We start from the raw sequence: 24,536 nt of genomic DNA, 5'->3' as shown, positions 1-24,536 counted from the left end.
GAAAGAACGGTGTCGGCAAGGGTTTGCTGCGTTGTATCTTACGGGCTGAGCATGGCCCGGGGCCGCTCAATCCATAGAGGCAAGCCCCCAAAAATCAAACAATAGGTGTACATCTGATGGTGACCCGCATTCCCGCCCCCCGCAAAGCCGCACCCGGCCACAGCACAAGCCCCCTGCGCACCCTGCGCGACCAAGGGCCTGATGTGGCGCGCAAGGCGGCCCAGGCCCTGCCCCCCGCAGCCCGCAAGGCCGCCACCGTGGTGCAGAAGAACGTGCGCCGCGCGGCCACCGGCATGCTGGGCCTGTCGGGCGAACGCATGAGCAAGGTCGATACCGCCTGGCTGCGCATGGATTCGCACAGCAACCTGATGATGATCAACGGCGTGTGGACCCTGTCACCCGGCATCACCTGGGAGGCCTTGTGCGAACGTGTACAGCAGCGCCTGCTGCAGTACCCGCGCTTTCGCCAGCGGGTGGTGGAAGATGCCGCAGGCGCCACCTGGGTGGAGGACCGCAACTTCGACATCGCTGCGCATGTGCTGCGCGAAAAGCTGCCCCACCGCACAGGCCACAGCATGCAGCGCGCACTGCAGGACCGCGTGGGCGAACTCGCCATGCAACCGCTCGATACACGCCGCCCGCTGTGGCAAATGCACCTGATCGAAGACTTTGTGGGTGATGACGGCGCGAAAGGCAGCGCGCTCATCGTGCGCATCCACCACTGCATTGCCGACGGCATTGCACTCATCTCGGTGACCATGTCGCTGGTCGATGGCGGCTCGGAGCCCCCCAAGCGCAAGGCGCGGGCAGATAAGGAAGCCGCTACCGCCGAGGACTGGATCGCCGACGCACTCATCAAGCCCTTCACCGGCCTCACCGTCAAGGCACTGGACCTGGCGGGCGACAGCGCCGCCAAGTCGTTGCAGATGCTGGGGGACCCGGAAAAGGCCATGCACCACGGGCTGACCGGCACCATGGACATGGCCCGCGTGGCCTACCAGCTCGTCAGCGATGCGGCGGCATTGGCGCTGATGCCTGACGACTCGCCCACGCGCCTGAAGGGCCAGCCCGGCAGCGCCAAGCGCGTGGCCTGGTGCCCGCCGATTCCGCTCGAAGAGGTCAAGGCCATCGGCAAGGCGCTCAACTGCTCCATCAACGATGTGCTGCTGTCGTGTGTGGCGGGCGCCATCGGCGGCTACCTGCGCAGCCAGGGCGACGACCCCACGGGCCAGGAGATCCGCGCGATGATCCCGGTGAATCTGCGCCCCATGGAAGAGGCCTGGAAGCTGGGCAACCGCTTTGGCCTGGTGCCGCTGGTGCTGCCGATTGGCGTGGCCAACCCAGTCGAGCGCGTGTACGAAGTGCGCAAGCGCATGAACGCGCTCAAGGGCAGCACCCAGCCCATCCTGGCGTTTGCCATGCTCGCCGTGGCAGGCCTGATGATCAAGCCCGCGCAGGACGCACTGCTCAACCTGTTTGGCCGCAAGACCACGGCGGTGATGACCAACGTGCCCGGCCCCAAGGAGCAGCTCACGCTGTGCGGCGCACGCGTCACGCAGTGCATGTTCTGGGTACCGCAGTCGGGTGACATCGGCCTGGGGGTCTCCATCCTCAGCTACGGCGGCGGCGTGCAGTTTGGCGTGATCACCGACACCACCCTGTGCCCCGAGCCGCAGCAGATCATTGATGCCTTTGCGCCCGAGTTCGACCAGCTGTCGCTGCTCACGCTGATGCTGCCGTGGGGCGACTGAACGCATCTGCGTTGCCAGAGCCACCACCCTGCGTGCGTCTGGGGTGGGTGGTGGCCTTGCTGCTGTCTGCGGGCGGGGCACACGCGGCCGTGGAGGAAGAAAGCACCCAGCGGCCCTACGTGGTGCGCGCCCAGCCCGGAGAGACACTGCGCGAGGCCCTGCATGCTGCAACCCCCATTTCGGTGGGTGGACAGCGCTTTCATGGCTACACCCGCTGGAACGTGCGCTGGACCTTCCGCTGGTGGCGCGAAGCCTCGGGCCGCTGTGCGATCACCGAAGTCAACACCCGGCTGCGCACCGAAGTGCAGCTGCCCGACCTGCAGGCCGCCAGCCCGTCGCAGCAGGCGGTTTTTGACCGCTATTTGCAGGCGCTGTCCCACCACGAGCAAGGCCATGTGCAGATCGGGCGCGACGCAGCGCAGGCCATTGACCAGGCCATCCGCCAGATGCCCGCAGCGTCCGACTGCGCCACGCTGGAGCGCGAAGCCAACGCCTTGGGCCACCGGCTGCTGCAGGACCACGTGGCGCGCGAGAAGCAGTACGACCAGCGCACCCGCCACGGTGCCACACAAGGCGCGCGACTGGACTGACCGCCCGGTCGACCACCAGGAGCGTTCCCATCTTTTCTATCGACCGACAGGCTCACCCCTTGCGCTGAGGAGGCGCCGCCACCAACGCATCCGTCAGGCGGGACACTGCGGCCACCACAGCGGCCACGGGTTCGCCCATCTGCGCACGCACGATGGCGCCCTCCACCACCAGGGTGAGCGCCTGCGCGTCCTGCGCACGGTGGGAAGGCGCTGGCAACAAGGCAGCCAGCAACGCCGTCATGTCGCGCTTGTGGCGCTGCGCAATCTCCAGCACCTCCGGCACGGTGTCTCCCAGCTCGCTCACGCTGTTGATGAACGCACAGCCCCGAAAGTGCTTGCTGCCCAACCATTCCGCCAGGGCGGGCGCCAATGCTGGCGTGCGATCCGCCCCTGTGGGCAGCGCGTGCGCATGGCGCTGCAGCGCGTCGGCGAACCAGCGCATCCAGCCCGCATGCCGGTACTCCAGATACGCACAGATGAGCGCGTTCTTGCTCGGGAAATGCCGGTAGAAGGTCACCTTGGTCACGCCAGACTCCGCAATCACCCGGTCGATGCCCGTGGCGCGGATGCCATCCCGGTAGAACAGCGCGTGCGCCGTGTGCAGCAGGCGGTCTCGGGCGGGCAGGTCTTGCCAGCCAGGGGGGAGCGGATCAAAGGTCATTCGCTCATTGTAGACAAGTCTGTCTACATGGCTTTATGATGGCACGTAGACAGACCTGTCTACATCAACCCTTCACCGTCGAGGTTCCCATGGAAACACGCCCGCCTTTGCCCCCCTTTACCCAACACACCGCCGTCCAGAAAGTGCGCCTGGCCGAAGACGGCTGGAACTCGCGCGACCCTGCCCGCGTGGCCCTGGCCTACACCGAGGACACGCGCTGGCGCAACCGCGCCGAGTTCCCCGTGGGCCGCGAGGCCGCCCGGCAGCTGCTGGAGCGCAAGTGGGCACGCGAACTGGACTACCGCCTCATCAAGGAGCTGTGGGCGTTCAGCGGCCACCGCATCGCCGTGCGGTTTGCCTACGAATGGCATGACGACGCCGGCCAGTGGTACCGCAGCTATGGCAACGAGAACTGGGAGTTCAACGACGCAGGCCTGATGGCCGTGCGCCACGCCAGCATCAACGACCGCCCCATCCAGGCCGCAGACCGGCTGTTCTTCTGGCCGCTGGGGCGCCGGCCGGACGACCATCCGGGGCTGAGCGACCTGGGCCTTTAAGAATCGGCTGCCAGCCAGGGGGACGGCAAGCGCTCAGGCCTGCGGCGCCACCTGCGCCACCGCCAGTTCCCACAAGGACTCGGCCACTGGCGACATCTCGGCGCGCTGGCGGTACAGGCGAATCTGCACCGGCACGTTCCAGTCGGCGCCCCCGGCGGCCACCAGCGTGCCGGCGCGCAACTCGTCGGCAATCAGGCTTTCGGGCAGCCAGGCCACGCCCCGCCCTTCCTGGGCCAGGGTCTTGAGCAACACCGCGTGGTGCGCGGTGAACACCACCGCCACCGGGCCGTCAGCACCGTCAGCGAACACCCCGCGCATGCGGGCCCGCATGATGCGGCCCAGGCCCGACGCCTCGCTGTAGGCCAGCACGGGCACCGGGGCCTGCTGGCCCAGCGCATGCATCGGCTGGCCTGCTGCGCCGCCGGGCTGTGGCGCACTGACTGGCAGCAGCCGGTCGTCCGCCAGGCGGCACATGGGGTACTGCGCCTCGTCCAGGCGCCCCGGCACCTCGGCATGGCCATGGCACAGCACAAACTGCACACGCCGCTGGAGCATCAGGTCTTCGCAGGCCTGCGAGCTGTCGGACATGGTCTGGATGGGCCCCAGCCGCAGGCGCGCCTCCATGCCCACCAGCCAGCGCGGAAAGAACGTGAGCGAGAGCACGTGCGTGGCCGCAAAGCGCAGGCTGGCAGCCGCCAGGTCGTGTGCAGCACGGGCCTTGATGCGGGCAGCCTCCAGATTGGCCAGGATGGTTTCGAGCAGCGGCAGAAAGCGCTGGCCTGCCGCCGTGAGCGCCGCGGGATGGGCACTGCGGTCGAACAGCTCCACGCCCACCCAGTCCTCCAGCGCGCGGATATGGCGGCTGAAGGCGGGCTGGGCAATGGCGCGGGCCTCCGCTGCGCGCGAGAAATTGCCCGTCTCGGCCAGGGCGAGGAAATCCTCCAGCCATTCCAGGTCCAGGGGTCGGTTGCCGGGTCCCATGTGTCTCCGCGATGGATCGGTAGATAGTTGTATGCGATTCGAGTATTGGACCGCTGCAGCATGGCGCGGAATGATCCACCCCGTTGTTCACCAGCTTTTCCAACGGAGACAAGAAAGCATGCCTGCCATCTCGAATTATCGCGGGATCATCCCCGCCATCTCGTGCCCCTTCACCCCCGACCACCGCATCGACGAGCCCGCGCTGCGCAAGCTCGCCGCCTGGCTGGCGGGCCACGAGGGCGTGGTGGCCGTCATGACCAACGGCCACACCGGCGAGGTGTTCTCCCTCACACCGGCTGAACGCGCCGAGGTCACCCGCATCGTGGCCGACGAACTCAAGGGGCGCATGCCTGTCATTTCGTCCATCGTCTGCGAAGGCCTGGCCGACGCGGCCGACCATGCCCGTGCTGCCGTCGAGGCTGGTGCCGTGGCGCTGGACGTGATGCCCCCGCACCACTGGCTGCGCTTTGGCTTCACGCCCGGCCATGCACTGCAGTACTTCGAGGCCATCCACAAGGCGGCGCCCAACGCCGATCTGGTCTGCCACGTCTACCCGGCCTGGACGCGTGCCTCGTACTCGTCGCAGCTGCTGGCCGACCTGGCCCGGTTGCCCTACCTGCAGGCCTTCAAGGTGGGCCAGCGCGACATGAACAAGTACGCCCGCGACATCCAGGCGATCCGCGAGGCCGACGCGTCCAAGGCCATCCTGACCTGCCACGACGAGTACCTGCTGGCCTCGATGGTGCAGGGCGTGGACGGCGCGCTGGTGGGTTTTGCGACCTTCATCCCCCAGCTCATCATCGATCTGTGGAATGCGGTGAAGGCCGGCGACTTGAAGAAAGCCATGGCGGTGCAGGCTGTCATCACGCCCCTGAAGGACGCGGTGTATGGCGGCGGCGAGCCCACTGGCGAGGCCCACGCCCGCATGAAGGGTGGCATGTACCTGGCAGGCGTGATCGACGACGCCACCGTGCGCCCACCGACCGAGGCGCCCAACGCCAAGGAAGTCGAAGCGCTGCGCGCTGCAGTGAAGCAGGCCGGCCTGCTCAAGCGCTGAGCGGTCCCTGCGAGGCTCGGGGGATTTTGAGTCCCCCGCGCCTCATTGCACACAAGAAAACCGACAAGGAGACAAGACACCATGCAACGCCACCTTTTCATCCGCGCCGCCCTGGGTGTAGCCACGCTCGCGATGGCGGCCAGCAGCTTTGCGCAGGCTTACCCCACCAAGCCCATCCGGATGGTCATCCCCTTTCCGCCAGGCGGCACGCTCGACACCGTGGGCCGCATGCTCGCGCAAAAGCTGAGCGACCAGATGGGCCAGAACTTCATCGTCGAGAACAAGGCGGGCGGCAATGGCGTGATTGGCGGCGACGTGGTGGCCAAGGCCCCGGCCGACGGCTACACGCTGCTGTTCAACGCATCCACCTTCACCACGGCGCCCATGACCATGAAGTCCGTGCCCTACGGCGTGGTCAAGGACTTCACGCCCGTGGCGCTGGTGGCCAAGGCCCCGTTGTCGGTGGCCATCAACAAGAACCTGCCGGTCACCGACATCAAGTCGCTGATGGCCTACGCCAAAGCCAACCCCGGCAAGATGACCTTCGCCGTGGGCTCCATCGGGTCGGCCGGGCACCTCTCGACCGAACTGCTCAAGCGCGCAGGCAACCTCGACTACCTGATCGTGCCCTACAAGGGCACGGCGCCTGCGTTCCAGGACCTGATCGGCGGGCAGATCGACGGGTTCATCGACCCCATCCTGGGGTCTCTGCAGTACCACAAGAGCGGCATGCTGCGCGTGGTGGCCGTCACCTCCGCCCAGCGCGCAGCGAGCTTGCCCGACGTGCCCACGGTGGGCGAGACGATTCCGGGCTACGAGTTCTACAGCTGGTATGGCCTGTGGGGACCGGCCAAGCTGCCGGCGGACATCACCCAGCGGCTGAACACCGAGGTGAACAAGGCCCTGGCCGAGATGACGCCCAAGCTCAAGGAACAAGGGCTGCTGACCACGCCGGGCAGCGTGGAGGATTTCGCCAAGTTCCAGCGCAGCGACATGGAACGGTCGCAAAAAATCGTGACCGAAGGGAATATCCGTGTCGAGTAACACCCGCCACGCTGTCGTCACGGGTGCCAGCAGCGGCATCGGCCGCAGCATCGCCGAATCGCTGCTCGCGGACGGCTGGAGCGTGAGCGGCCTGGACGTTGCCCAGCCATCCATCGTCCATCCATCGTTCATCCACGTGCCGGTCAATCTTGCCGACGACGTTGACATTGCCCGCGTATCCACAGCGCTGCCCAACGTGGATGCGCTGGTCCACGCGGCGGGGGTGCTGCGCGTCGGGCCGCTGGGCCAGCTCGACCATGCGGGCGGCGAGCTGATGTGGCGGCTGCATGTCGACGCCGCCACCCGCCTGGCCGACGCCATCGTGCCCGACATGGCTCAGCGTGGCCAGGGGCGAGTGGTGTTCATTGGCAGCCGCGTGGCCCAGGGCATGGCCGGGCGCGGGCAGTACGCCGCGACCAAGGCCGCGCTGATCGCACTGGCGCGCAGCTGGGCGGCCGAGGTGGCTGCCCAAGGCGTGACGGTGAACGTGGTCTCGCCTGCTGCCACCGCCACCGGCATGCTGAGCGACCCTGCGCGCGATGGCAGCGCGCCGCGCCTGCCGCCCATCGGCCGCCTGATCGAACCCGCCGAGATTGCCGCGCTGGTGGCATTTCTTCTGTCCGCTCCTGCCTCCGCCATCACGGGGCAGGACATCGCGATCTGCGGAGGCTCTTCGCTCGCCCGCTGATCCGTCCTCTTTATTCCGCTCTCTTTCCTCTTTGCCAACGAACGCGACCACCATGAAGATCGTCAACATCCTCGAATCGACTCGCCCGATCAAGTCGGACATCCGCAACGCCTACATCGACTTCTCGAAGATGACGCTGAGCCTCGTGGCCGTGGTCACCGACGTGATCCGCGATGGCAAGCCGGTGATCGGCTACGGCTTCAACTCCAACGGCCGCTACGGCCAGGGCGCGCTGATGCGCGACCGTTTCATCCCGCGCGTGCTGGAGGCCGAACCCGCCAGCCTGCTGGATGAGACCGGTGAGAACCTGGACCCGCACAAGGTCTGGGCCCGCATGATGATCAACGAGAAGCCCGGCGGCCACGGCGAGCGCTCGGTGGCGGTGGGCACCATCGACATGGCCGTGTGGGATGCCACGGCCAAGATTGCGGGCAAGCCGCTGTTCCAGCTGCTGGCCGAACGCTACGGCAACGGCACACCCAACCCGCGCGTGTTCGTCTACGCCGCTGGCGGCTACTACTACCCCGGCAAGGGCTTGGACGGCCTCAAGAACGAAATGGAAAGCTACCTGGCGCGCGGCTATTCGGTGGTCAAGATGAAAATCGGCGGCGCCACGCTGGCCGAAGACTGCGAGCGCATCGAGTCCGTGCTCAAGATCCTGGGCCCCGGCCAGCAACTGGCGGTGGACGCCAATGGCCGCTTCGATCTGAAGACCGCCATCGAGTACGGCAAGGCCCTGTCGCAGTACCCGCTGTTCTGGTACGAAGAAGCTGGCGACCCGCTGGACTATGAGCTGCAAGCCAGACTGGGCGAGGTCTACAAGGGCCCGATGGCCACGGGCGAGAACCTGTTCTCGATGCAGGACGCGCGCAACCTGATCCGCCACGGCGGCATGCACAAGGACCGTGACTGGCTGCAGTTCGACTGCGCTTTGAGCTACGGCCTGGTGGAGTACCTGCGCACGCTCGACATGCTCAAGGAACACGGCTGGTCCGCCAGCCGCTGCATACCGCACGGCGGCCACCAGATGTCGCTGGCAATTGCCGCCGGCCTGGGCCTGGGCGGCAACGAGAGCTACCCCGACCTGTTCCAGCCTTACGGCGGCTTCCCCGATGGCGTGAAGGTGGATAACGGCTATGTCACGCTGCCGCCGCTGCCGGGCATCGGCTTTGAAGGCAAATCGGACCTGATTGCGGAGATGCGCGCGCTGGCATCCTGATGGACGACGGGACGAAAAAAGGCACGCCCAGGGGCGTGCCATTTTGCATCCACATCCAATGTGTTGCTCAAGTGGCTGAGCAGGTAAAGCTCTCTGCCTTGCTCGGGTCACCCGTGCCGTTGTAGCGCGGGAATTGGGGGTACTCGCACACCGGGCGCTGGGCCACGGGCGTGGTGGTGCTGGGCGCGAACTTGGTGGCGACCAGCTTATCCGGGGCCACGCCCTTTTCCACCCACGCGTCCATGGCGGCGAGCAGGTCGATGGAGCGCGGCTCGGTGCCCACGCCGTCCAGGTCATGCCCGTTGGAGGGCGATGTGACCATGCGTGCAAAGGTCTGTACCTTGCTGGCGCCCAGGCGCTGCTTCACCGTGTCGAAGTATTCCGCCGTGCGGTACAGCGACACGCAGGTGTCGCCCAGGCCGTACCAGATCAGCAGCTTGCCGCCGTTGTCGGCAAAGGCCGCAATGTCTGGGTCCGTGCCGTCGATCATCTCGGCCAGCCGGCTGTACTGCGCCTGGTACTGCGTGGGGTCGTGGGTCAGGATGTTGGCGTTGGGGTTGCCCTCCACCAGGCGCGCAGCTTCGGTCACGGCCATGTGGTTGAACGAATCGGGCGCGTCAAAGCTGGTGCCGAACATGTACGACTGCCAGTCCGAGGTGGACGATCCGCCCCGGCCATAGCGCGGGTAGCCCACGGCGCCGCGCGACAGGGTCACGGGCGTCTTGTGGTCGCTGTAGATGAGGCGGATGGACTCGATCTGTCCGGCCGTGAGGCAGCTGTCGTTGTCCGCGCCCTGGCACAGCAGGTCGGTGGGCACGTAGTTGCAGGCCTCGATGTTGCTGATGATGCCGTCCTTGAGGCCGTCCAGGCCGTCGCACGCCGCCACCTCGGCCTTGGCATACAGCGCGATCTTGGCGGGGCTCATCCAGTTGTCGCGGCTCTTGAAGATGTGGCGCAGCACCGTGGGGCCCAGGTTGACCTGGTGCGCCTGCTGGGCGATGGCGGGCTCCATGGCGACTACGCCGTCGTAGTCCTTGGGGTACTTCTGCGTGGAGATGAGCCCCGAGCGCCCACCGTTGGAATGGCCCATGTGGTAGCGCCGGGTGGGACGCTTGCCGTAGAACTCGGTAGCGATGGCGGTGCCCACCTCCAGCACGAAGTGGTTGGCGTCGAACGCATGGTTGCGCAGCGCCACGTCGCTGCGGCCCCAGGCAAAGCCGCGCACCTGGTGGCCGGAGTCGGAGCTGATCTTTACGTACGGGTTGGCCGACGGGCCCACCAGCTGCTGGTACCACGGGTCGTCGGTGGGGATGAAACCGTCAAAGCCGCCACCTCCAATGGTCAGCGTCTTGCCGTTCCACTGCGCGAGCGTGGGCAGCTCTACCGCCCAGTTGATGGTGGACTCGGGCGAGGAAACGATCTGCCCGCGCACGATGCAGGCATCGGGCAAGGTGGCGTCGGCCTTGCGCAGCTCGGTGCGGGTGACTTTGGCGCCATGGGGGAGCGCGGCAGAGGTGTACGCGGCGCAGGCTTCGGCCAGGGGTTTGCTGGCCAGTGGGGGATTGGCGTCGCTGCCGCCGCCGCAGGCGGTCAGGGCCAACGTGGCCACGGCACCCAAGGTGCAGGCGGCAGTCCATCGCCCTGCGCGTGCCAGGGCGTGGCGCCGGGGCGCCGCAGTGAGGGAGTGAGGATGGGGGAACATGCGAGGGTCTCCTGTTATGACGGTTCTTCAGGAATCCAGGCCGGGCGACGGTGTGGCCCGCACCGGTGTCTGGACTCCGGTGCGGACGATAGGAAAAGGCGGCGCGGTTGCAGCCTCTGCAAATGCAGAGGGAGCGGGAAACTACCGAGCACCGCGGGGTCCACCTGCGGTACCCCGTAACCGCTCGCTACTGGTGGCGCAGCGCGACCACCAGCTCCAGCTTGTTGCTCACGCCCAGCGCGGCATAGGCCGTGCGCAGGTAGGTGCGCACCGTGGCGGGGGTGAGGCCCAGCGTGGCCGCAATGTCTTTGTGCGAGCGGCCCTGTGCGTAGAGCATGGCGGCGCTCAGCTCGCGCGGGGCCAGCGCCTGCTTGTGCTGGCGCGAGGCCAGGCTCACCGCCACCAGCGGCCCGCAGGGCTCCAGCCGCAGGCGGCAGGCCTTGCCCACCGACAGGGTGCAGGGCGCGCCCGCCAGCGCCTGCGCCACCGCCGGTGGCAGGTGGGTGCCGTTCCAGCCGGGGCAGGCCTCGCCCAGCGCCCGGCTGATGCGCAGTCCGGCAAACAGCAGCTCGCCCGACGGCCGGGCCAGGGCAAAGCGGTCCCATGGGCGGCCGGGGGTGTCGCTCTGCAGACGCTGCAGCCGGTGGTGCCACTGCTGCAACAGGTGCAGGACGAATTCGCCGAACAGCACGGTCTCGCCGTCCGAAAACTCGGGCCGCGTCGGCGGGCGATAGATGGAGACAAAAAACATCAGTCCGCTGTCAGGCAGCTCGGCCGTGAGGGCCATGCAGTGGTGCAGGCCGTGGCGCTGGCTGAAGGCCAGCACCTGCGGGTGCTCTGGAGCCTCGCCGATCACATCGCGCTCGCGGATCACCACCCCGAGCTGGCGCATGGACTGCAACCCAAACTCATCGACGGCCGCCAGCGCGTTCCACTCCTCGGCAAAACTGCGACTCAGGCCCATGCTGCCGTGCAGCCAGTTGCGGGGCGCTACCTGCACGTCGCCCGCAGAGACCTCGCCCCACCAGGCGGAATCAAAAGGCACCAGGCTTTGCAAGGTCTGCATGGCCTGGTGCAACAAGTCCTGTGGGGCCACCTGCTGGGCGTGCTCAGACAGCTGGAGCAGGCTGCGGCTCAACGCGCGCAGCGGGTCGGGCGGGGGCACGAAGGGCTGCCGTGCCGACCCTGCCTGCCGGGCAGAAGGCGGGCTCATCGGCATGCGCGTCGCCCCGCATCGCGCACAGGGTCAGAGGCCATGGTGTCTCCTGGTTTTTGGGGCGATGGTAGCCGCCCTGCGGTGGCAGCCCCAACCCTCCTGAACCCGTACTACCCGCCAAACCCCTGCGCAATCACTACTATATTGATAGCGCCACAGGCATATGAAACTAGCACCTGGGGCTACTTTGGCACAAAATCAGGCCGCCAGCCCGTCCACCGCCTGGAACATCGACTGCCGTGCCTGGCTGATGATCTGGCCCTTCCACACGTCGGTGTCGGTGTAGAAGGCCGCCAGCATTTGCGCCTTGATCTGGGCCGCCTTGTCAGCCGGAGTTTCGGGGTGCAGATTGAGCCATTGCTCGGCACGGATGGCGTTCATCACGTCGAGCACGGGCACCGTGCCGTACTCCATGGCAATGCCGGTGTACTCGGCATGGGGGCACTCGTCGTAGATCGAGGTCCACATCAGGCCGGTGAGGAAGGCCGAGGTGGACGAGCCGTCGTAGATCGACGTGACCGGCGTGGCGCCGCCGCCGTCCCACCAGGCGCGTGCGCGAGCCACGGCCACGGCGTCGTCATTGCCGGCATAAATGCGCTCGCCATGGCCGCTGGGGCCCAGGCCGGTGTGCAGGTCAATCCAGGCAATCTTGGAAGCTGCGGCACCGTGCTGGCGCAGCACCTGGCGCAGCGTGCGGTTGCTCCAGGTGGGCTCGGTGCCACCAAAGAACACACCCTGCGGAAACTCGTGCTGGCCCTGCGAGATGGCGGCCTGCCACGCGGCCTCGCCCTTGGTGGCGATGTACTCCGCCACCGCCGCCTGGTTCTCGGGGCCGGGCGGCCACTGCTCGGGCAGCAGCAGGGGCTGCACCTCGCGGTAGGCCGTGTTCACCGGCAGGGGCTTGCTGAAGTCCTGGAAGTTGCGGTTCAGGTCCACGTTCTCGTGTGTGAAGCGGCGCACATGCGAGAAACCATAGGGGTTGAGCGCGTGGATGTAGAGCGTGGCCACTCCCGCATCGCGCGCCTTGGCGCGCCACTCGGCATCGTGCAGCGCAAACACCTGCACGCCGCTGCCACAGTAGCCCTCGACGCCATGGCAGGCACTGCTCACGATGAGCAGCTTCTTCGCATCCGCCGGGCCGTCGCGCACCACGTCCATCGCCAGGTCTTCACCATCGCGGCCCTTGAGCGGGTGGGCATGCGATTCGATGGGCAGGCCGGCGGCTGCGGCAGCCTCCAGAAACTTGGTGCGCGCCTGGGCATAGCTGGGCGAGAAGGCTTCAACGATTCCGGTCATGGGCAGGGCTTTCAGGAGTCAGTGGGGAGACAAAAAGAAAACCCGGGCACGCGCGCTGCGCGCGCCCGGGTGGAGGAGGGTCAACGCCGCTGCAAGCTGCTTCAGGCTGCTTCAGGCTGCTTTGGCAGGCTGGGCCAGCCATTCCTCGGCCAGCTTGACCCAGTAGGTCGCGCCCAGCGGGATCAGGTCGTCGTTGAAGTCATAGCTGGGGTTGTGCAGCATGCAGGGGCCGCCGCCGTGGCCCATCTCGCGGTGGGCACCGTCGCCGTTGGCGATGAAGCAGTACGCACCGGGCTTGGCCTGCAGCATGTAGGCAAAATCTTCGGCGCCCATGGTGGGCTCCTGGACCACCACACGCTCTTCACCCACGATGCCGGTCATGACCTTGCGGGCAAATTCGGCCTCGGCGGGGGAGTTGACGGTGGGCGGGTAGTTGCGCACGAACTCGAACTCGCAGGTGGCGTCGTGCGCAGCGCAATGGTTCTCGGCGATCTGGCGCATGCGCTTTTCGATGAGGTCCGTCACTTCAGTGGTGAAGGTGCGTACCGTGCCCTGCAGTTCCACGCTGTCGGGCACCACGTTGGTGGCCTCGCCCGCGTGGATCATGGTGACCGAGATCACGCCCGCGTCCACGGGCTTCTTGTTGCGGCTGATGATGGTCTGGAAGGTCTGCACCATGCCACAGGCAATCGGCACCGGGTCGATGCCGGTGTGCGGCAGCGCCGCATGGCCGCCCTTGCCCCGGATGGTGATCTTGAATTCGCTGGTCGATGCCATCACCGGGCCGGGGCTCACCGCAAAGGTGCCCACGGGCATGCCGGGCCAGTTGTGCATGCCGTACACGGCCTCCATGGGGAACTGCTCGAACAGGCCGTCCTCGATCATCACGCGGGCACCGCCACCGCCCTCTTCGGCCGGCTGGAAGATCAGGTACACGGTGCCGTCAAAGTTGCGGTGCTTGGCAAAGTGCTGGGCCGCCGCCAGCAGCATGGCCACGTGACCGTCGTGACCGCACGCGTGCATCTTGCCCTGGTGCTTGCTGGCGTGGGCGAAGGTGTTGAACTCCTGCATGGGCAGGGCGTCCATGTCGGCGCGCAGGCCGATGGCGCGGCCATTGGCGCCCCCATCGCGCCCCTTGACGATGCCCACCACGCCCGTCTTGCCCAGGCCCCGGTGGATGGGAATACCCCACTCGGTGAGCTTTTGCGCCACGACGTCGGCGGTGCGCACCTCCTCAAAGCACAGCTCGGGGTGGGCGTGAATGTCCCGGCGCACCGCTGCAATACTGGCCGCCTGGGTGACGATGGAGTCAATAACGTTCATGATATGTGTCCTTACGATCTCACAGTCTAGCCCGGGAGCAACACACGTGCCAACCCGGGTTATTCGCTAGCCACCCATGATTTCTGCCCACGCCCTCGAACTTGCGCAAACCCTGGTGCGCATGAACACCGTCAGCCACAACTCCAATCTGGAGCTGATCCATTTCATCCGCGACCACCTGGCCAGGCTGGGCGTGAAAAGCCGCCTAACCTTCAACGAGGACAAGACCAAGGCCAACCTGTTCGCCACGCTGGGCGAGGGCAAGCCAGCGGGCATCATCCTCTCGGGCCACACCGACACGGTGCCGTGGGACGGGCAGGACTGGACCATGGACCCGCTGAGTGCACTGGTCAAGGACGGCAACCTGTACGGGCGCGGCAGCGCCGACATGAAGGCCTTCATCGGCGTGGCCGTGTCGCAGGCCGAGCAGTTCCTGAACAGCGATGCGCCGTTCGCCCTTCACTACGCCTTCAGCTACGAGGAAGAGATTGGCTGCTTTGGCGTGAAGGAACTCATCGCCGACCTGCGCGACGCCAACATTCAACCACTGGCCTGCATCGTGGGCGAGCCCACCAGCATGATCCCCGCCATCGCGCACAAGGGCGTATACCGCTACAAGTGCTGCGTGCGCGGCAAGGAGGCGCATTCATCCCTCACCCCCCATTCGGTCAACGCCATCGAGATGGCCGCCCGCGTGGTGAGCCGGGTGCGCGACATGGCGGAAGACTTTGAAAAGAACGAGCCCCGCTTCGAGGGCTTTGACGTGCCCTTCTCCACCAGCAGCGTGGGCCAGTTCCACGGCGGCATCGCCGACAACGTGGTGCCGCGCGACGCCGAGTTCCGCTACGAGTTCCGCGACCTGCCCACGGCCAACGCCGCGCAGATGCAGTCTGAAGTGGTGGCCTACGCCAAATCGCTGGAGCCTGCCATGAAGAAGGTGGCGCCTGCCGCCGGCTTCGAGTTCGAGACCATCTGCGAGATCCCCAGCTTTCTGGGCAGCAAGGACGACCCGGTGACGCGTCTGGCGCAGGAGCTGTCGGGCGAAAAGAGCACCACGCTGGTGGCCTTTGGCACCGAGGCGGGCCTGTTCAAGAACGCAGGCATCTCCACCGTGGTGTGCGGCCCCGGCAGCATCCAGCAGGCGCACCAGCCGGATGAGTACGTGAGTCTGGAGCAGCTGGGCCGCTGCGAAGCATTCATGCAGGGGCTGGCGCGCACGCGCGCGCTGGGCTGATCGCTTCAGGGCGACGGGGCCTCCGCGTGCCCCCGCCCGACAGAGATCAGGTCCTGACCCGGCCGTCCCCGGTCAGCATCGACATCTCGACAAACTTCGACGCCGCATGGCTGGTGGCGCTGAACGACACCGGAAAGCCCGAGATCACCTGGTTGCCGATGGACTCGGTGCCGGTGATAAAGCTCTCGCGCGTGATCTTGCCGCCGGCCTGGGCCTGGCGCAGCCCTTCGGTGAACACGCGCGCGGCCAGGTAGCCCTCCATGCTGGAGTAGTTGGGCTGCACCTTGTCGCCGCCCTTCTTGATGGCCTCCAGAAACTCGCGCGTGATCTGGCGCGAAGGCTGGTAGGGCGATGGCACCACCTGCGACACCACCACGCCCGCACCGTCCTTGCCTAGCTCGTCGGCCAGCGCCTGCGTGCCCACAAACGATACGTTGTAGAACGTGCCGCCAAAACCCGCCTTGCGCGCCGCGCGCACAAAAGCAGCGCTGCCGGCGTAGGCGGCAATCTGCACCACCGCATCGGGCGTGGCGGGCACCAGCTTGTCCACGGCCGCTTTCACGTCGGTGGAATTGCGCTCCACGGTGGCGGTCGCCACAGGGGCCAGCTTCAGTTCGGCCAGCGCACGGGTCACGCCGTCAAGGCCGGCCTTGCCGTAGGCGTCGTTCTGGTAGAACACCGCGATCTTCTTGAGCCCCAGGTTGGTGAGCTGGCGCACGATGAGCGCGGTTTCGTCGTAGTAGGACGCACGCACATGGAAGATCAGCCGGTTGAACGGCTGGCGCAGCGCCTCGGCGCCGGTGAAGGGGCCAAAAAACGGCACCTTCTCCTTGGTGAACAGCGGCAGCGCGGCCAGGCTGGTGGGGGTGCCGATGTAGCCAAACAGGGCAAACACCTCGTCGGCAATCAGCTTGCGGGTGTTCTCGGCGCAGCGGTCGGGCTCGTAGCCGTCATCCATGGTGCGGATCTCCACCATGCGCTTGCCCACGCCGCCCTGGGCGTTGAGCTGGTCAAAAAAGAGTTTGGCACCCTGGTTGAACTGCACGCCCAGCTGGGCCGCCGGCCCGGTGAAGGCCGCCGACTGCCCCAGCACGATGCGCCCCTCGCCCTGCGCACGCGCCAGGCCGAACCCGCCCAGCGCCACGGCCCCCATGCCCACCGAAAACTGCCTGCGCCCCAATACTGTCTGGTTCATGGTGAAATCTCTGCTCTTATAAGAAGAAAGAAGGGGCATCCCCCTCTGCACTGCCGGTAGGCAGCTCCGTGGAAACAGGGGCCCATATGCACACCTGTTCCAACCCTGACAGCCAGTTTAACGATCCAGCCCCCGAATGCCCACGCCTTCTGACGCTAAATCCCCTCCATCGGCCCTGATTCAGGTGCGCGGCGCCTGCCCCCACGACTGCCCCGACACCTGCGCCCTGCTCACCACCGTGGACGAACATGGCGTAGCCACCCGCGTGCAGGGCAACCCCGACCACCGCCACACCGACGGCGCGCTGTGCGCCAAGGTGAGCAAGTACACCGAGCGCAGCTACCACCCCGAGCGCGTGCTCACGCCGCTCAAGCGCATCGGCCCCAAAGGCAGCGGCCAATTCGCGCCCGTGACCTGGGACGATGCCCTGGCCCACATCGCCCAACGCCTGCAGTCCATCGCCGCGCGCGCGCCCGAGGCTGTCCTGCCCTACAGCTACGCGGGCACCATGGGCATGGTGCAGGGCGAGAGCATGGACCGCCGCTTCTTCCACAAGCTGGGCGCCTCGCAGCTCGACCGCACCATCTGCGCATCCGCCGGTGCCGAGGCGCTCACGCAGACCCTGGGCGGCAAGGTGGGCATGAAGGTAGAGTTTTTTGCCGAATCGCAGCTCATCCTCATCTGGGGCAGCAACTCCATCGGCAGCAACCTGCATTTCTGGCGCTACGCGCAACAGGCCAAGCGCAGTGGCGCCAAGCTGGTGTGCATCGACCCGCGCAAAAGCGAGACGGCTGACAAGTGCCACGAGCACATTGCCCTGCGCCCCGGCACCGACGCGGCGCTGGCCCTCGCGCTGATGCACGAGCTGATCCAGAACGACTGGCTCGACCACGACTACATCGCCCGCCATACGCTGGGCTGGGACCCGTTGCGCGAACGCGCGCTGCAGTGGCCACCCGAGCTCGCGGCCGAGGTCTGCGGCATTCCGGTGGAGCAGATCCGCCAGCTGGCCAAGGACTACGGCACGACGAAGCCCGCCGCCATCCGCCTGAACTACGGCATGCAGCGCGTGCGCGGCGGCGGCAATGCGGTGCGCGCCGTGGCCTGCCTGCCTGCGCTCACGGGCGCCTGGCGCCACCGCGCGGGCGGCGTGCTGCTGTCCAGCTCGGGCCAGTTCCCCGCGCAGCGCGCCGTGCTGCAGCGGCCCGACCTGATGCCCGCCCAGACACCGCGCACCATCAACATGTCCACCATTGGCGACGACCTGCTGCGCGAGGCCTCGCCCACGTTCGGCCCGAAGGTCGAGGCCATCGTGGTCTACAACAGCAACCCCGTGGCCGTGGCGCCGGACTCCAGCAAGGTGGTGCAGGGCTTTGCGCGCGAGGATTTGTTCACCGTGGTGCTGGAGCATTTCAAAACCGACACGGCCGACTACGCCGACTACATCCTGCCCGCCACCACGCAGCTGGAGCACTGGGACATCCACCTGAGCTACGGCCACACCGACGTGCTGCTCAACCGCCCCGCCATTGCGCCGCAGGGCCAGGCGCGCAGCAATGCGCAGATCTTCCGCGACCTGGCCGCGCGCATGGGCTTCACCGAGCCGTGTTTTGCCGACACTGATGAGGCGCTGTGCCGCCAGGCCTTTGGCGACGCCGTGGACTACGCACTGCTCGAAAGCCAGGGCTTTGCCACGCTGGCGCTGCCCGATGCGCCGTTTGCCGAGGGCAACTTCCCATCGCCTTCGGGCAAGTGCGAGTTCTACAGCGCCCGCCTAGCCGCGCAGGGCCTGGACGGCCTGCCCGACCACCTGCCCAACTACGAACTGCAGGGCACCAACACCCGCTACCCGCTGGCGATGATCTCGCCGCCCGCGCGCAACTTCTTGAACTCCACCTTCGTGAATGTGCAGAGCCTGCGCAACATCGAGGGCCGCCCCGTGCTGGAGATCCACCCCGACGACGCCGAAGCGCGCGGCATTGCCAACGACGCCGTGGTGCGCGTGTTCAACGACCGGGGCAGCTACCTATGCCACGCCACCGTCTCGCGCCGTGCACGGCCCGGCGTGGTCAACGGCCTGGGCATCTGGTGGCGCAAGCTGGGGCTGAACGGCACCAACGTGAACGAGGTGACCAGCCAGGCGCTGACCGACCTGGGCCGTGCGCCCACGTTTTACGACTGCTTGGTGGAAGTGGAGGCCGCAGGCGCCGCCGATGCCGACATGGACGCCGGCGCCCACGCCAGCACCACGGCCTAAGGGCAGCGTGAGACGCTCGGATTGCTATCTATTCAATAGCTGCTTGCGCAATATGCGCTGGCGCTTGCAGTCATTTTGACCCTTAACCTGCGCAAACACCCGTTCTGCGCAGGATCTGCGGCTGTGCAGGGCTCCTTCGCGGTCCGTTACCCCAACAGCTTCAGCAACGCGTGTGCGCCCTGCTCGGACGATGCCGGGTTCTGCCCCGTGATCAGCGTGCCATCGGTCAGCACATAGGGCGCCCAGTCAGGGCCTTTGGAATACACGCCGCCATTGGCCTTGAGCATGTCTTCCACCAGAAAGGGCACGATCTTTGTCAACTGCACCGCGTCCTCTTCGCTGTTGGTAAACCCCGTCACCTTTTTGCCCTTGACCAGCGGCGACCCGTCAGGCGCCTTGGTGTGGCGCAGCACGCCCGGTGCGTGGCACACCAGCGCCAGCGGCTTGCCTGCGGCAAAGGTCTTTTCGATGAGAGCGATGGACTGCGCGTCTTCGGCCAGGTCCCACAGCGGGCCGTGGCCGCCGGGGTAGAACACGGCGTCAAAGTCCCCGGCCTTCACGCTGGACAAAGGCACGGTGCTGGCCAGCTGCTTTTGCGCTTCGGCATCGGCCTTGAAACGGCGCGTGGCATCGGTCTGGGCGTTTTCGTCGTCGCTCTTGGGGTCCAGCGGCGGCTGGCCGCCGTGGGGCGATGCCAGGGTGATCTGCGCGCCAGCGTCCTTGAACACGTAGTACGGGGCGGCAAACTCTTCCAGCCAGAAGCCCGTCTTTTTGCCGGTGTCGCCCAGTTGGTCGTGGGACGTGAGAACCATGAGGATGTGTGCCATGGAGGTCGCTTTCTGTAGGGGGCGGATCGGAAAACCAAACCACCACCGTAGCAGCCATCGCGCATCTTGTCCCGCGATACGGGCAGGTTTGCGGCATTGGCTTACAGCGCGGCGCGGCCGTGCGTGCCACGCCTTCGCCCTTCAACGCAGCTGCCGGTCCAGAAACTCCGCCACCTCGTTCTCCAGTGTGGCGTGGTAGGCCACGCGGTCAAAGCCCTCGGGGTTGGCTGCAGCGTCTCCCGCCTCGGACGCCAGCGGCCAGACGGACTGGGCCATGAAGGCGAAGTGGCCCGCGCCCGGCACCGTGCTGGCCTGTGCAGCAAGCAAATTCGCCGCCACGTAGCCGCCGTGGTACTTGCCGGTGAGCACGGCATCGCGCTCGGCCACCATCAGCCGCACGGGTACGCTGATGGCCTTCAGGCTGCCCTGCGTGAACACCACCGCCATGGGCGCCATGGCCACCACGGCGCGAATGCGGGGGTCTGCCACGGAGACCAGCGGGCCGTCCTGCACGGCGGCAGGGCCCTGCGCAGTCACCGCAGCGGCAACGGCTGGTGCGGCCTGGCCTGACTGGGGGCGGCTCGGGAGCTTGCCCAGGCTGCAAAAGCCCGGGTCGTCCGACACGTTGCGGCAGTGCTCTGCCGCACGGGCCGGTTCGGCCTGCGCGCCAGCCAGGGCCAGCACGGTGTAGCCACCTGCCGAGTGCCCCACGGCGCCAATGCGGCCGGCCGGAATGCGGGGGCCCCACTCGGGGCTGGCCAGCAGGGCATCCAGCACGCGGCTCACCTGGCGGGGGCGTTCGCTGAAGTAGCGGCCCGAGGTGATCATCGACCGGTCTTCCCAGTTGTCGCCCGGGTGGCGCAGCGCCGCCACCAGATAGCCGTCGGCCGCCAGGCGGGTTGCCAGGTTGTGATGGCCCAGCTCATGGCCGCCGGTGCCGTGCGAGATAAGGATCAGGCCCTTGAGGGGCACGGCCGCCACCGGCGCGCCCGGCGTGACCACGGGCCGCCAAGGGCCCATGGGCTGTGTGCGCGCCACCACCGGCGTGGGGTAAAACAGGGCCACAGTCACCGGCTCGGCGCCAGGGACCACCAGGGTGCGCAGCCCGGCGTACTGGGCCGATGCCGGCGTGGCCCAGGCCAGCAGCGCCAAGAAAGCCGCCAACAGCGGGGCACGGGCGTTGCGCCATGCAGAGCGGAGGGCCAAGAAGAGGATGAGAGTCACGGTGCGCCTTTCGTCAAATGCCACCCTGAGGGGCGGCTTGACGGCACTGTAGGTGGCGCAACCGGCGGGCTCCAGCGCCCTGCGACGAAACGCGGCTGTGCGGCGTGAAATGCGTTGTGGAGAGGGCGAGCGCATGTGCGCCCCCCCTCCCCACCACAGCCCGCAGCCGATTACAGCGCGGCTTCCAGGATGCGGCGGCTGACGGCGGGCGTGATCTCGCGCTGCTCGCCCAGGGTCACCATGCCATGCGCTTCGAGCTGCGCCACCACGGCGGTCACCGTGTCGCCGCCCAGGCCGTAGCCCGACAGGCGCGTGGCGATGCCCATGCTTTCAAAGAAGTCGCGCGTGCGCTCGATGGCGGCGGTGATGCGCTCGTCATCCGTGCCGGTGGTGATGCCCCACACGCGCTCGCCGTACTGCAACAGCTTGGCGCGCTTGGCCACCCGGCGCTCGTTCAGCAGCGCGGGCAGCACGATGGCCAGGGTGCGCGCGTGGTCGATGCCGTGCAGGGCCGTCAGCTCGTGGCCGATCATGTGCGTGGCCCAGTCCTGCGGCACGCCCGCGCCAATCAGGCCGTTGAGCGCCATGGTGGCGGCCCACATGAGGTTGGCACGGTCGTCATACACGGGCTCTTGCGCTGTCAGCAGGCGCGGGCCCACCTCGATCAGCGTCTGCAGGATGCCCTCGGCAAATCGGTCCTGCACGGGCGCGTTGACCGGGTAGGTCAGGTACTGCTCCACCGTGTGCACAAACGCATCCACCACGCCATTGGCCAGTTGCTGCGGCGGCAGGGTGTAGGTCTTAGTGGGGTCGAGCACCGAGAACACCGGGTAGGTGTGCACGCTGCCAAACGACAGCTTGGCGCCTTTGGCACGGTGGGTGATGACGCCGCCGTTGTTCATCTCCGAGCCCGTGGCGGGCAGCGTGAGCACCGAGCCGAATGGCATCGCCCCCTGGATATTGCGGCCGTGTTTTTCGAGGATGGCCCAGGGGTCGGCGCCCTCAAAACGCACGGCGGCGGCGATGAACTTGGTGGCGTCGATCACCGAGCCTCCGCCCACGGCCAGCAAGAAGTCAAAACCGCCTTCGCGGATCTGCGCCACGGCCTTCATGGAGGTTTCGTAGCTCGGGTTGGGCTCGATGCCACTGAAGGTGGCGTGCTGGCGCTCGCCCAGCGCGGCGCGCACTTCGGCCAGCGTACCGGTCTTTTCGGCGCTGGCGCCGCCCACCAGGATCAGCACCTTGGCGGCAGCGGGCACGAGCTTGGCCAAGTCGGCAATGCGCCCCTGGCCGAAGGCGATGTGGGTGGGGTTGTGGAAGTCGAAATTCAGCATGATCGTCTTTCTCCGTCAATGGCGTTGCCGCAGCACCGGGCATTTGGCTGCGCAGCGGGTGCGCCGCTCTCGGTGGCGGCAGCAAGGGCGCGATTGTGCGGCGCACGGGTGGGCGGCGCCGGTCGCGTGTGCGATAGCCCTGCTGCTGGCAGAGCCTCGTGCAGCAGGTCGGCGCAGCGCATGCGGTTGCTGCTAGCGCTCAGCGTGGCGCCCGCTCCATGAGCGCCTGCAGGCGCCCGGCCACGAAGTCGCGCAGTGCCCGCACCAGCGGCGTGAACTGGCGGCGGCTGGGGGCAACCAGAAAGAGCGGCACGGCCTCGGTGGTCCAGCCAGGGCACAGCGGCACCATCCGCCCGGCGGCCAGATCATCAGCCACATCAAAGTACGACTTGTACGCAATGCCCCGGCCCAGCACGGCCCAGCGGCGCACCACATCGCCATCGTTGGCCACGTTGCGGCTGCGCACGCGCACCACGACCTCCTGACCAGCGGCGTCCCAGAAGCGCCAGCGGTCGTGCACGTCCTCGCCCAGCATGAAGCACAGGCCCTCGTGTGCGGCCAGTGCGTGGGGCGTGTCGGGCATGCCGTGCGCTGCCAGGTAGGCGGGCGCCGCGCAGAGCACACGCCGGTGGTCGGCGGCCAGCGGCAGTGCGACCAGGCTCGAATCCTGCGGCTTGCCGTAGCGAAAGGCTGCGTCCACCGGCTCGCTGTACACGTTGGCCACGCGGTCGGCCAGCTGCAGGCGGAGGTCAATGCCGGGGTGCTCGGCCTGGAAGGCATCGAGCCAGGGCAGCAGCACATTGCGCCCCAGGTCAGACGGCGCCGCCAGCTGCAGCGTGCCGCGCAAGCCACCGGCGCGCCCGCCTGCTAGCTGGCCTTGCACCTGCTGCAGCGCGGCCAGCGCGGGGCGGCAATGCTCCAGGAACAGCGCGCCCTCCTGCGTGAGCCGCAGGCTGCGCGTGGAGCGCACGAACAGCGCCACGCCCAGCTCGGCCTCCAGCCGCTTGAGCGCGGCGCTCGCAGCGGCGGGTGTGAGGTCCAGCGCACGCGCCGTGGCCGAGAGGCTGCCGCTGTCCACGGTGCGTACAAAGATGTCAAGGTCTTGCAGGCTTTTCATGGCGTGCCTTGGGTGCGGATGGGTTTATTTACAAACAATGATTGAAGATGGATTCAATCAGCACCCCATTTAAAAACAATTTCGCAAAACCCATCATCGGGGCATCCTTTGTTCACCTCCAGGACCTCCCCATGAAAGCCGTTGGCTACAAAACCGCCCACCCCATCGACCACCCCGAGTCGCTGGTCGACATCACCCTGCCCGACCCGGTGGCCACGGGGCACGATCTGTTGGTGGAAGTGCATGCCGTCTCAGTGAACCCCGTAGACACCAAGGTGCGAAAAAGCAGTTCGCGCAGCGGTGATGGCCCCGACTACAAGGTGCTGGGCTGGGACGCGAGCGGCATCGTGCGCGCCGTGGGGCCCGAGGTGACGCTGTTCCAGCCCGGCGACCGCGTCTGGTACGCAGGCTCCATTGCCCGCCCCGGCACCAACAGCGAACTGCACCTGGTGGACGAGCGCATCGTGGGCCACGCGCCGAAGTCGCTGGACTTTGCCGAGGCCTCCGCGTTGCCGCTGACCACCATCACCGCATGGGAGCTGCTGTTTGACCGCCTGGGCGTGGCCCCCGGCAAGCGGCCCACCAACAAGACCCTGCTCATCATCGGCGCGAGCGGCGGTGTGGGCTCCATCCTCACGCAGCTGGCAGCGCGGCTGACCAGCCTCACGATCATCGGCACCGCATCGCGCCCCGAAACGCAGCAGTGGGTGCGCGACCTGGGCGCCCACCACGTCATCGACCACAGCAAGCCACTGACCGAGGAGCTGGCCAGCATCGGACACCCCACGGTGGACATCATCGTGAGCCTCACGCAGACCGAAGCACACTTCGACCAGATCGTGGAGGCCATCGCGCCCCAGGGCCAGTTCGCACTGATCGACGACCCGGTGTCGCTCGACGTGACGAAATTCAAGCGCAAGTCGGTGTCGGTGCACTGGGAGCTGATGTTCACGCGTGCGCTGTTTGGCACCGCCGACATGATCGGCCAGCACCGCCTGCTGACCGAGGTAGCGCAGCTGGTGGACGCCGGGCTGATCCGCACCACGCTGGACCAGCGCTTTGGCACCATCAATGCCGAGAATCTCAAGCGCGCACATGCGCTCATCGAGAGCGGCAAGGCGCGGGGCAAGCTGGTGCTGGAGGGTTGGGCCTGAAGCACTGCGGGCCCCGCAGGGGCGCCGCATCATCAGCGCTGTGGCTTGTGTATCGGGTTGAAAATACTGTATTTATAAACAGTTATTCAGGTATAAAACGGGGTCCACA

21 protein-coding genes are annotated in these 24,536 nt (G+C 67.1%); 10 read left to right on the top strand and 11 right to left on the bottom strand.

The genetic code is table 11. The features are described from left to right. Positions 1-116 precede the first annotated feature (116 nt). Both ACODSM_RS04845 and ACODSM_RS04840 read left to right on the top strand, forming a co-directional pair. On the top strand, positions 117-1,751 hold the full coding sequence (locus tag ACODSM_RS04845) for a wax ester/triacylglycerol synthase family O-acyltransferase (protein WP_488804496.1): 1,635 nt from the start codon (positions 117-119) through the stop codon (positions 1,749-1,751). A gap of 32 nt (positions 1,752-1,783) precedes the next feature. Further along, positions 1,784-2,341, top strand: coding sequence for a DUF922 domain-containing Zn-dependent protease (locus ACODSM_RS04840; RefSeq protein WP_099731427.1), 558 nt, complete (start codon positions 1,784-1,786; stop codon positions 2,339-2,341). Positions 2,342-2,393: 52 nt separating this feature from the next. Here the strand turns inward: ACODSM_RS04840 and ACODSM_RS04835 are convergent, their stop codons facing one another. After that, entirely contained in the window at positions 2,394-3,002 is a 609-nt protein-coding gene (locus ACODSM_RS04835; protein WP_488804495.1) for a TetR/AcrR family transcriptional regulator, read from the bottom strand. 89 nt (positions 3,003-3,091) lie between these two features. Between ACODSM_RS04835 and ACODSM_RS04830 the strand changes: the two genes are divergently transcribed. Beyond that, positions 3,092-3,559 (top strand): nuclear transport factor 2 family protein, encoded by a 468-nt coding sequence (locus tag ACODSM_RS04830; protein WP_056059789.1) that lies wholly within the window; start codon positions 3,092-3,094, stop codon positions 3,557-3,559. A gap of 33 nt (positions 3,560-3,592) precedes the next feature. Here ACODSM_RS04830 and ACODSM_RS04825 read toward each other — a convergent pair whose 3' ends face one another. Continuing rightward, positions 3,593-4,540: a LysR family transcriptional regulator gene (locus tag ACODSM_RS04825; protein ID WP_260666059.1), complete on the bottom strand. Its 948-nt coding sequence runs from the start codon at positions 4,538-4,540 to the stop codon at positions 3,593-3,595. 118 nt (positions 4,541-4,658) lie between these two features. Between ACODSM_RS04825 and ACODSM_RS04820 the strand changes: the two genes are divergently transcribed. From ACODSM_RS04820 to ACODSM_RS04805, 4 genes are all read left to right on the top strand, one after another. Continuing rightward, positions 4,659-5,597, top strand: coding sequence for a dihydrodipicolinate synthase family protein (locus tag ACODSM_RS04820; protein WP_056745719.1), 939 nt, complete (start codon positions 4,659-4,661; stop codon positions 5,595-5,597). Between the two features lie 81 nt (positions 5,598-5,678). After that, the gene (locus ACODSM_RS04815; protein ID WP_260666057.1) at positions 5,679-6,641 is read left to right on the top strand and encodes a Bug family tripartite tricarboxylate transporter substrate binding protein; all 963 of its coding nucleotides are present in this window, start codon (positions 5,679-5,681) and stop codon (positions 6,639-6,641) included. After that, the gene (locus ACODSM_RS04810; RefSeq protein WP_488804494.1) at positions 6,631-7,329 is read left to right on the top strand and encodes an SDR family NAD(P)-dependent oxidoreductase; all 699 of its coding nucleotides are present in this window, start codon (positions 6,631-6,633) and stop codon (positions 7,327-7,329) included. Before ACODSM_RS04815 ends, ACODSM_RS04810 begins: the two co-directional genes overlap by 11 nt. Before the next feature lie 52 nt (positions 7,330-7,381). Then, positions 7,382-8,548: a mandelate racemase/muconate lactonizing enzyme family protein gene (locus ACODSM_RS04805; protein ID WP_488804493.1), complete on the top strand. Its 1,167-nt coding sequence runs from the start codon at positions 7,382-7,384 to the stop codon at positions 8,546-8,548. 67 nt (positions 8,549-8,615) lie between these two features. Here the strand turns inward: ACODSM_RS04805 and ACODSM_RS04800 are convergent, their stop codons facing one another. The 4 genes from ACODSM_RS04800 to ACODSM_RS04785 form a co-directional block, all read right to left on the bottom strand. Continuing rightward, the gene (locus ACODSM_RS04800) at positions 8,616-10,250 is read right to left on the bottom strand and encodes a tannase/feruloyl esterase family alpha/beta hydrolase (RefSeq protein ID WP_488804492.1); all 1,635 of its coding nucleotides are present in this window, start codon (positions 10,248-10,250) and stop codon (positions 8,616-8,618) included. Between the two features lie 187 nt (positions 10,251-10,437). Next, the gene (locus ACODSM_RS04795; protein ID WP_488804491.1) at positions 10,438-11,463 is read right to left on the bottom strand and encodes a helix-turn-helix transcriptional regulator; all 1,026 of its coding nucleotides are present in this window, start codon (positions 11,461-11,463) and stop codon (positions 10,438-10,440) included. A 201-nt stretch (positions 11,464-11,664) separates the two neighbouring features. After that, a complete protein-coding gene (locus ACODSM_RS04790) occupies positions 11,665-12,762 on the bottom strand; it encodes a M14 family metallopeptidase (RefSeq protein ID WP_309827110.1) in 1,098 nt (365 codons plus the stop codon). 111 nt (positions 12,763-12,873) lie between these two features. Then, entirely contained in the window at positions 12,874-14,085 is a 1,212-nt protein-coding gene (locus ACODSM_RS04785; RefSeq protein ID WP_108626405.1) for a M20 aminoacylase family protein, read from the bottom strand. A 76-nt stretch (positions 14,086-14,161) separates the two neighbouring features. On the opposite strand from ACODSM_RS04785, the gene argE reads away from it, so the two are divergent. Continuing rightward, positions 14,162-15,319 carry an acetylornithine deacetylase gene (gene argE / locus ACODSM_RS04780; RefSeq protein ID WP_488804490.1) on the top strand — a complete coding sequence of 386 codons (1,158 nt, stop codon included), beginning with the start codon at positions 14,162-14,164 and terminating at the stop codon, positions 15,317-15,319. Between the two features lie 46 nt (positions 15,320-15,365). On the opposite strand, the gene ACODSM_RS04775 is transcribed toward argE, so the two are convergent. After that, positions 15,366-16,514, bottom strand: coding sequence for an ABC transporter substrate-binding protein (locus ACODSM_RS04775; RefSeq protein WP_291441999.1), 1,149 nt, complete (start codon positions 16,512-16,514; stop codon positions 15,366-15,368). Between the two features lie 136 nt (positions 16,515-16,650). Between ACODSM_RS04775 and ACODSM_RS04770 the strand changes: the two genes are divergently transcribed. Next, entirely contained in the window at positions 16,651-18,771 is a 2,121-nt protein-coding gene (locus ACODSM_RS04770; protein ID WP_488804489.1) for a molybdopterin-containing oxidoreductase family protein, read from the top strand. Positions 18,772-18,917: 146 nt separating this feature from the next. Here ACODSM_RS04770 and ACODSM_RS04765 read toward each other — a convergent pair whose 3' ends face one another. The 4 genes from ACODSM_RS04765 to ACODSM_RS04750 form a co-directional block, all read right to left on the bottom strand. Further along, entirely contained in the window at positions 18,918-19,598 is a 681-nt protein-coding gene (locus tag ACODSM_RS04765; RefSeq protein ID WP_488804488.1) for a type 1 glutamine amidotransferase domain-containing protein, read from the bottom strand. A 141-nt stretch (positions 19,599-19,739) separates the two neighbouring features. After that, positions 19,740-20,822 (bottom strand): alpha/beta hydrolase family protein, encoded by a 1,083-nt coding sequence (locus tag ACODSM_RS04760; RefSeq protein ID WP_488804487.1) that lies wholly within the window; start codon positions 20,820-20,822, stop codon positions 19,740-19,742. 170 nt (positions 20,823-20,992) lie between these two features. Further along, positions 20,993-22,156 carry an iron-containing alcohol dehydrogenase gene (locus tag ACODSM_RS04755; protein ID WP_476016290.1) on the bottom strand — a complete coding sequence of 388 codons (1,164 nt, stop codon included), beginning with the start codon at positions 22,154-22,156 and terminating at the stop codon, positions 20,993-20,995. 199 nt (positions 22,157-22,355) lie between these two features. After that, positions 22,356-23,273 (bottom strand): LysR family transcriptional regulator, encoded by a 918-nt coding sequence (locus ACODSM_RS04750; RefSeq protein WP_488804486.1) that lies wholly within the window; start codon positions 23,271-23,273, stop codon positions 22,356-22,358. A 131-nt stretch (positions 23,274-23,404) separates the two neighbouring features. Between ACODSM_RS04750 and ACODSM_RS04745 the strand changes: the two genes are divergently transcribed. Continuing rightward, positions 23,405-24,427, top strand: a complete 1,023-nt coding sequence (locus ACODSM_RS04745; protein WP_488804485.1) for a zinc-binding alcohol dehydrogenase family protein — start codon at positions 23,405-23,407, stop codon at positions 24,425-24,427. The last annotated feature ends 109 nt before the right edge of the window (positions 24,428-24,536 follow it).

The organism is Acidovorax sp. FG42, from assembly GCF_057809195.1.
Note: the sequence above shows the minus strand (reverse complement) of the source record. Positions and strands in the feature narration are given on the sequence as shown.

Coding starts and splice junctions, on each gene's coding strand:
- ACODSM_RS04830 (WP_056059789.1), top strand. CDS start 3,092: ATGGAAACACGCCCGCCTTTGCCCCCCTTTACCCAACACACCGCCGTC.
- ACODSM_RS04835 (WP_488804495.1), bottom strand. CDS start 3,002: ATGACCTTTGATCCGCTCCCCCCTGGCTGGCAAGACCTGCCCGCCCGA.
- ACODSM_RS04825 (WP_260666059.1), bottom strand. CDS start 4,540: ATGGGACCCGGCAACCGACCCCTGGACCTGGAATGGCTGGAGGATTTC.
- ACODSM_RS04845 (WP_488804496.1), top strand. CDS start 117: ATGGTGACCCGCATTCCCGCCCCCCGCAAAGCCGCACCCGGCCACAGC.
- ACODSM_RS04800 (WP_488804492.1), bottom strand. CDS start 10,250: ATGTTCCCCCATCCTCACTCCCTCACTGCGGCGCCCCGGCGCCACGCC.
- ACODSM_RS04820 (WP_056745719.1), top strand. CDS start 4,659: ATGCCTGCCATCTCGAATTATCGCGGGATCATCCCCGCCATCTCGTGC.
- ACODSM_RS04785 (WP_108626405.1), bottom strand. CDS start 14,085: ATGAACGTTATTGACTCCATCGTCACCCAGGCGGCCAGTATTGCAGCG.
- ACODSM_RS04790 (WP_309827110.1), bottom strand. CDS start 12,762: ATGACCGGAATCGTTGAAGCCTTCTCGCCCAGCTATGCCCAGGCGCGC.
- ACODSM_RS04815 (WP_260666057.1), top strand. CDS start 5,679: ATGCAACGCCACCTTTTCATCCGCGCCGCCCTGGGTGTAGCCACGCTC.
- ACODSM_RS04770 (WP_488804489.1), top strand. CDS start 16,651: ATGCCCACGCCTTCTGACGCTAAATCCCCTCCATCGGCCCTGATTCAG.
- ACODSM_RS04745 (WP_488804485.1), top strand. CDS start 23,405: ATGAAAGCCGTTGGCTACAAAACCGCCCACCCCATCGACCACCCCGAG.
- argE (WP_488804490.1), top strand. CDS start 14,162: ATGATTTCTGCCCACGCCCTCGAACTTGCGCAAACCCTGGTGCGCATG.
- ACODSM_RS04750 (WP_488804486.1), bottom strand. CDS start 23,273: ATGAAAAGCCTGCAAGACCTTGACATCTTTGTACGCACCGTGGACAGC.
- ACODSM_RS04795 (WP_488804491.1), bottom strand. CDS start 11,463: ATGAGCCCGCCTTCTGCCCGGCAGGCAGGGTCGGCACGGCAGCCCTTC.
- ACODSM_RS04805 (WP_488804493.1), top strand. CDS start 7,382: ATGAAGATCGTCAACATCCTCGAATCGACTCGCCCGATCAAGTCGGAC.
- ACODSM_RS04765 (WP_488804488.1), bottom strand. CDS start 19,598: ATGGCACACATCCTCATGGTTCTCACGTCCCACGACCAACTGGGCGAC.
- ACODSM_RS04775 (WP_291441999.1), bottom strand. CDS start 16,514: ATGAACCAGACAGTATTGGGGCGCAGGCAGTTTTCGGTGGGCATGGGG.
- ACODSM_RS04755 (WP_476016290.1), bottom strand. CDS start 22,156: ATGCTGAATTTCGACTTCCACAACCCCACCCACATCGCCTTCGGCCAG.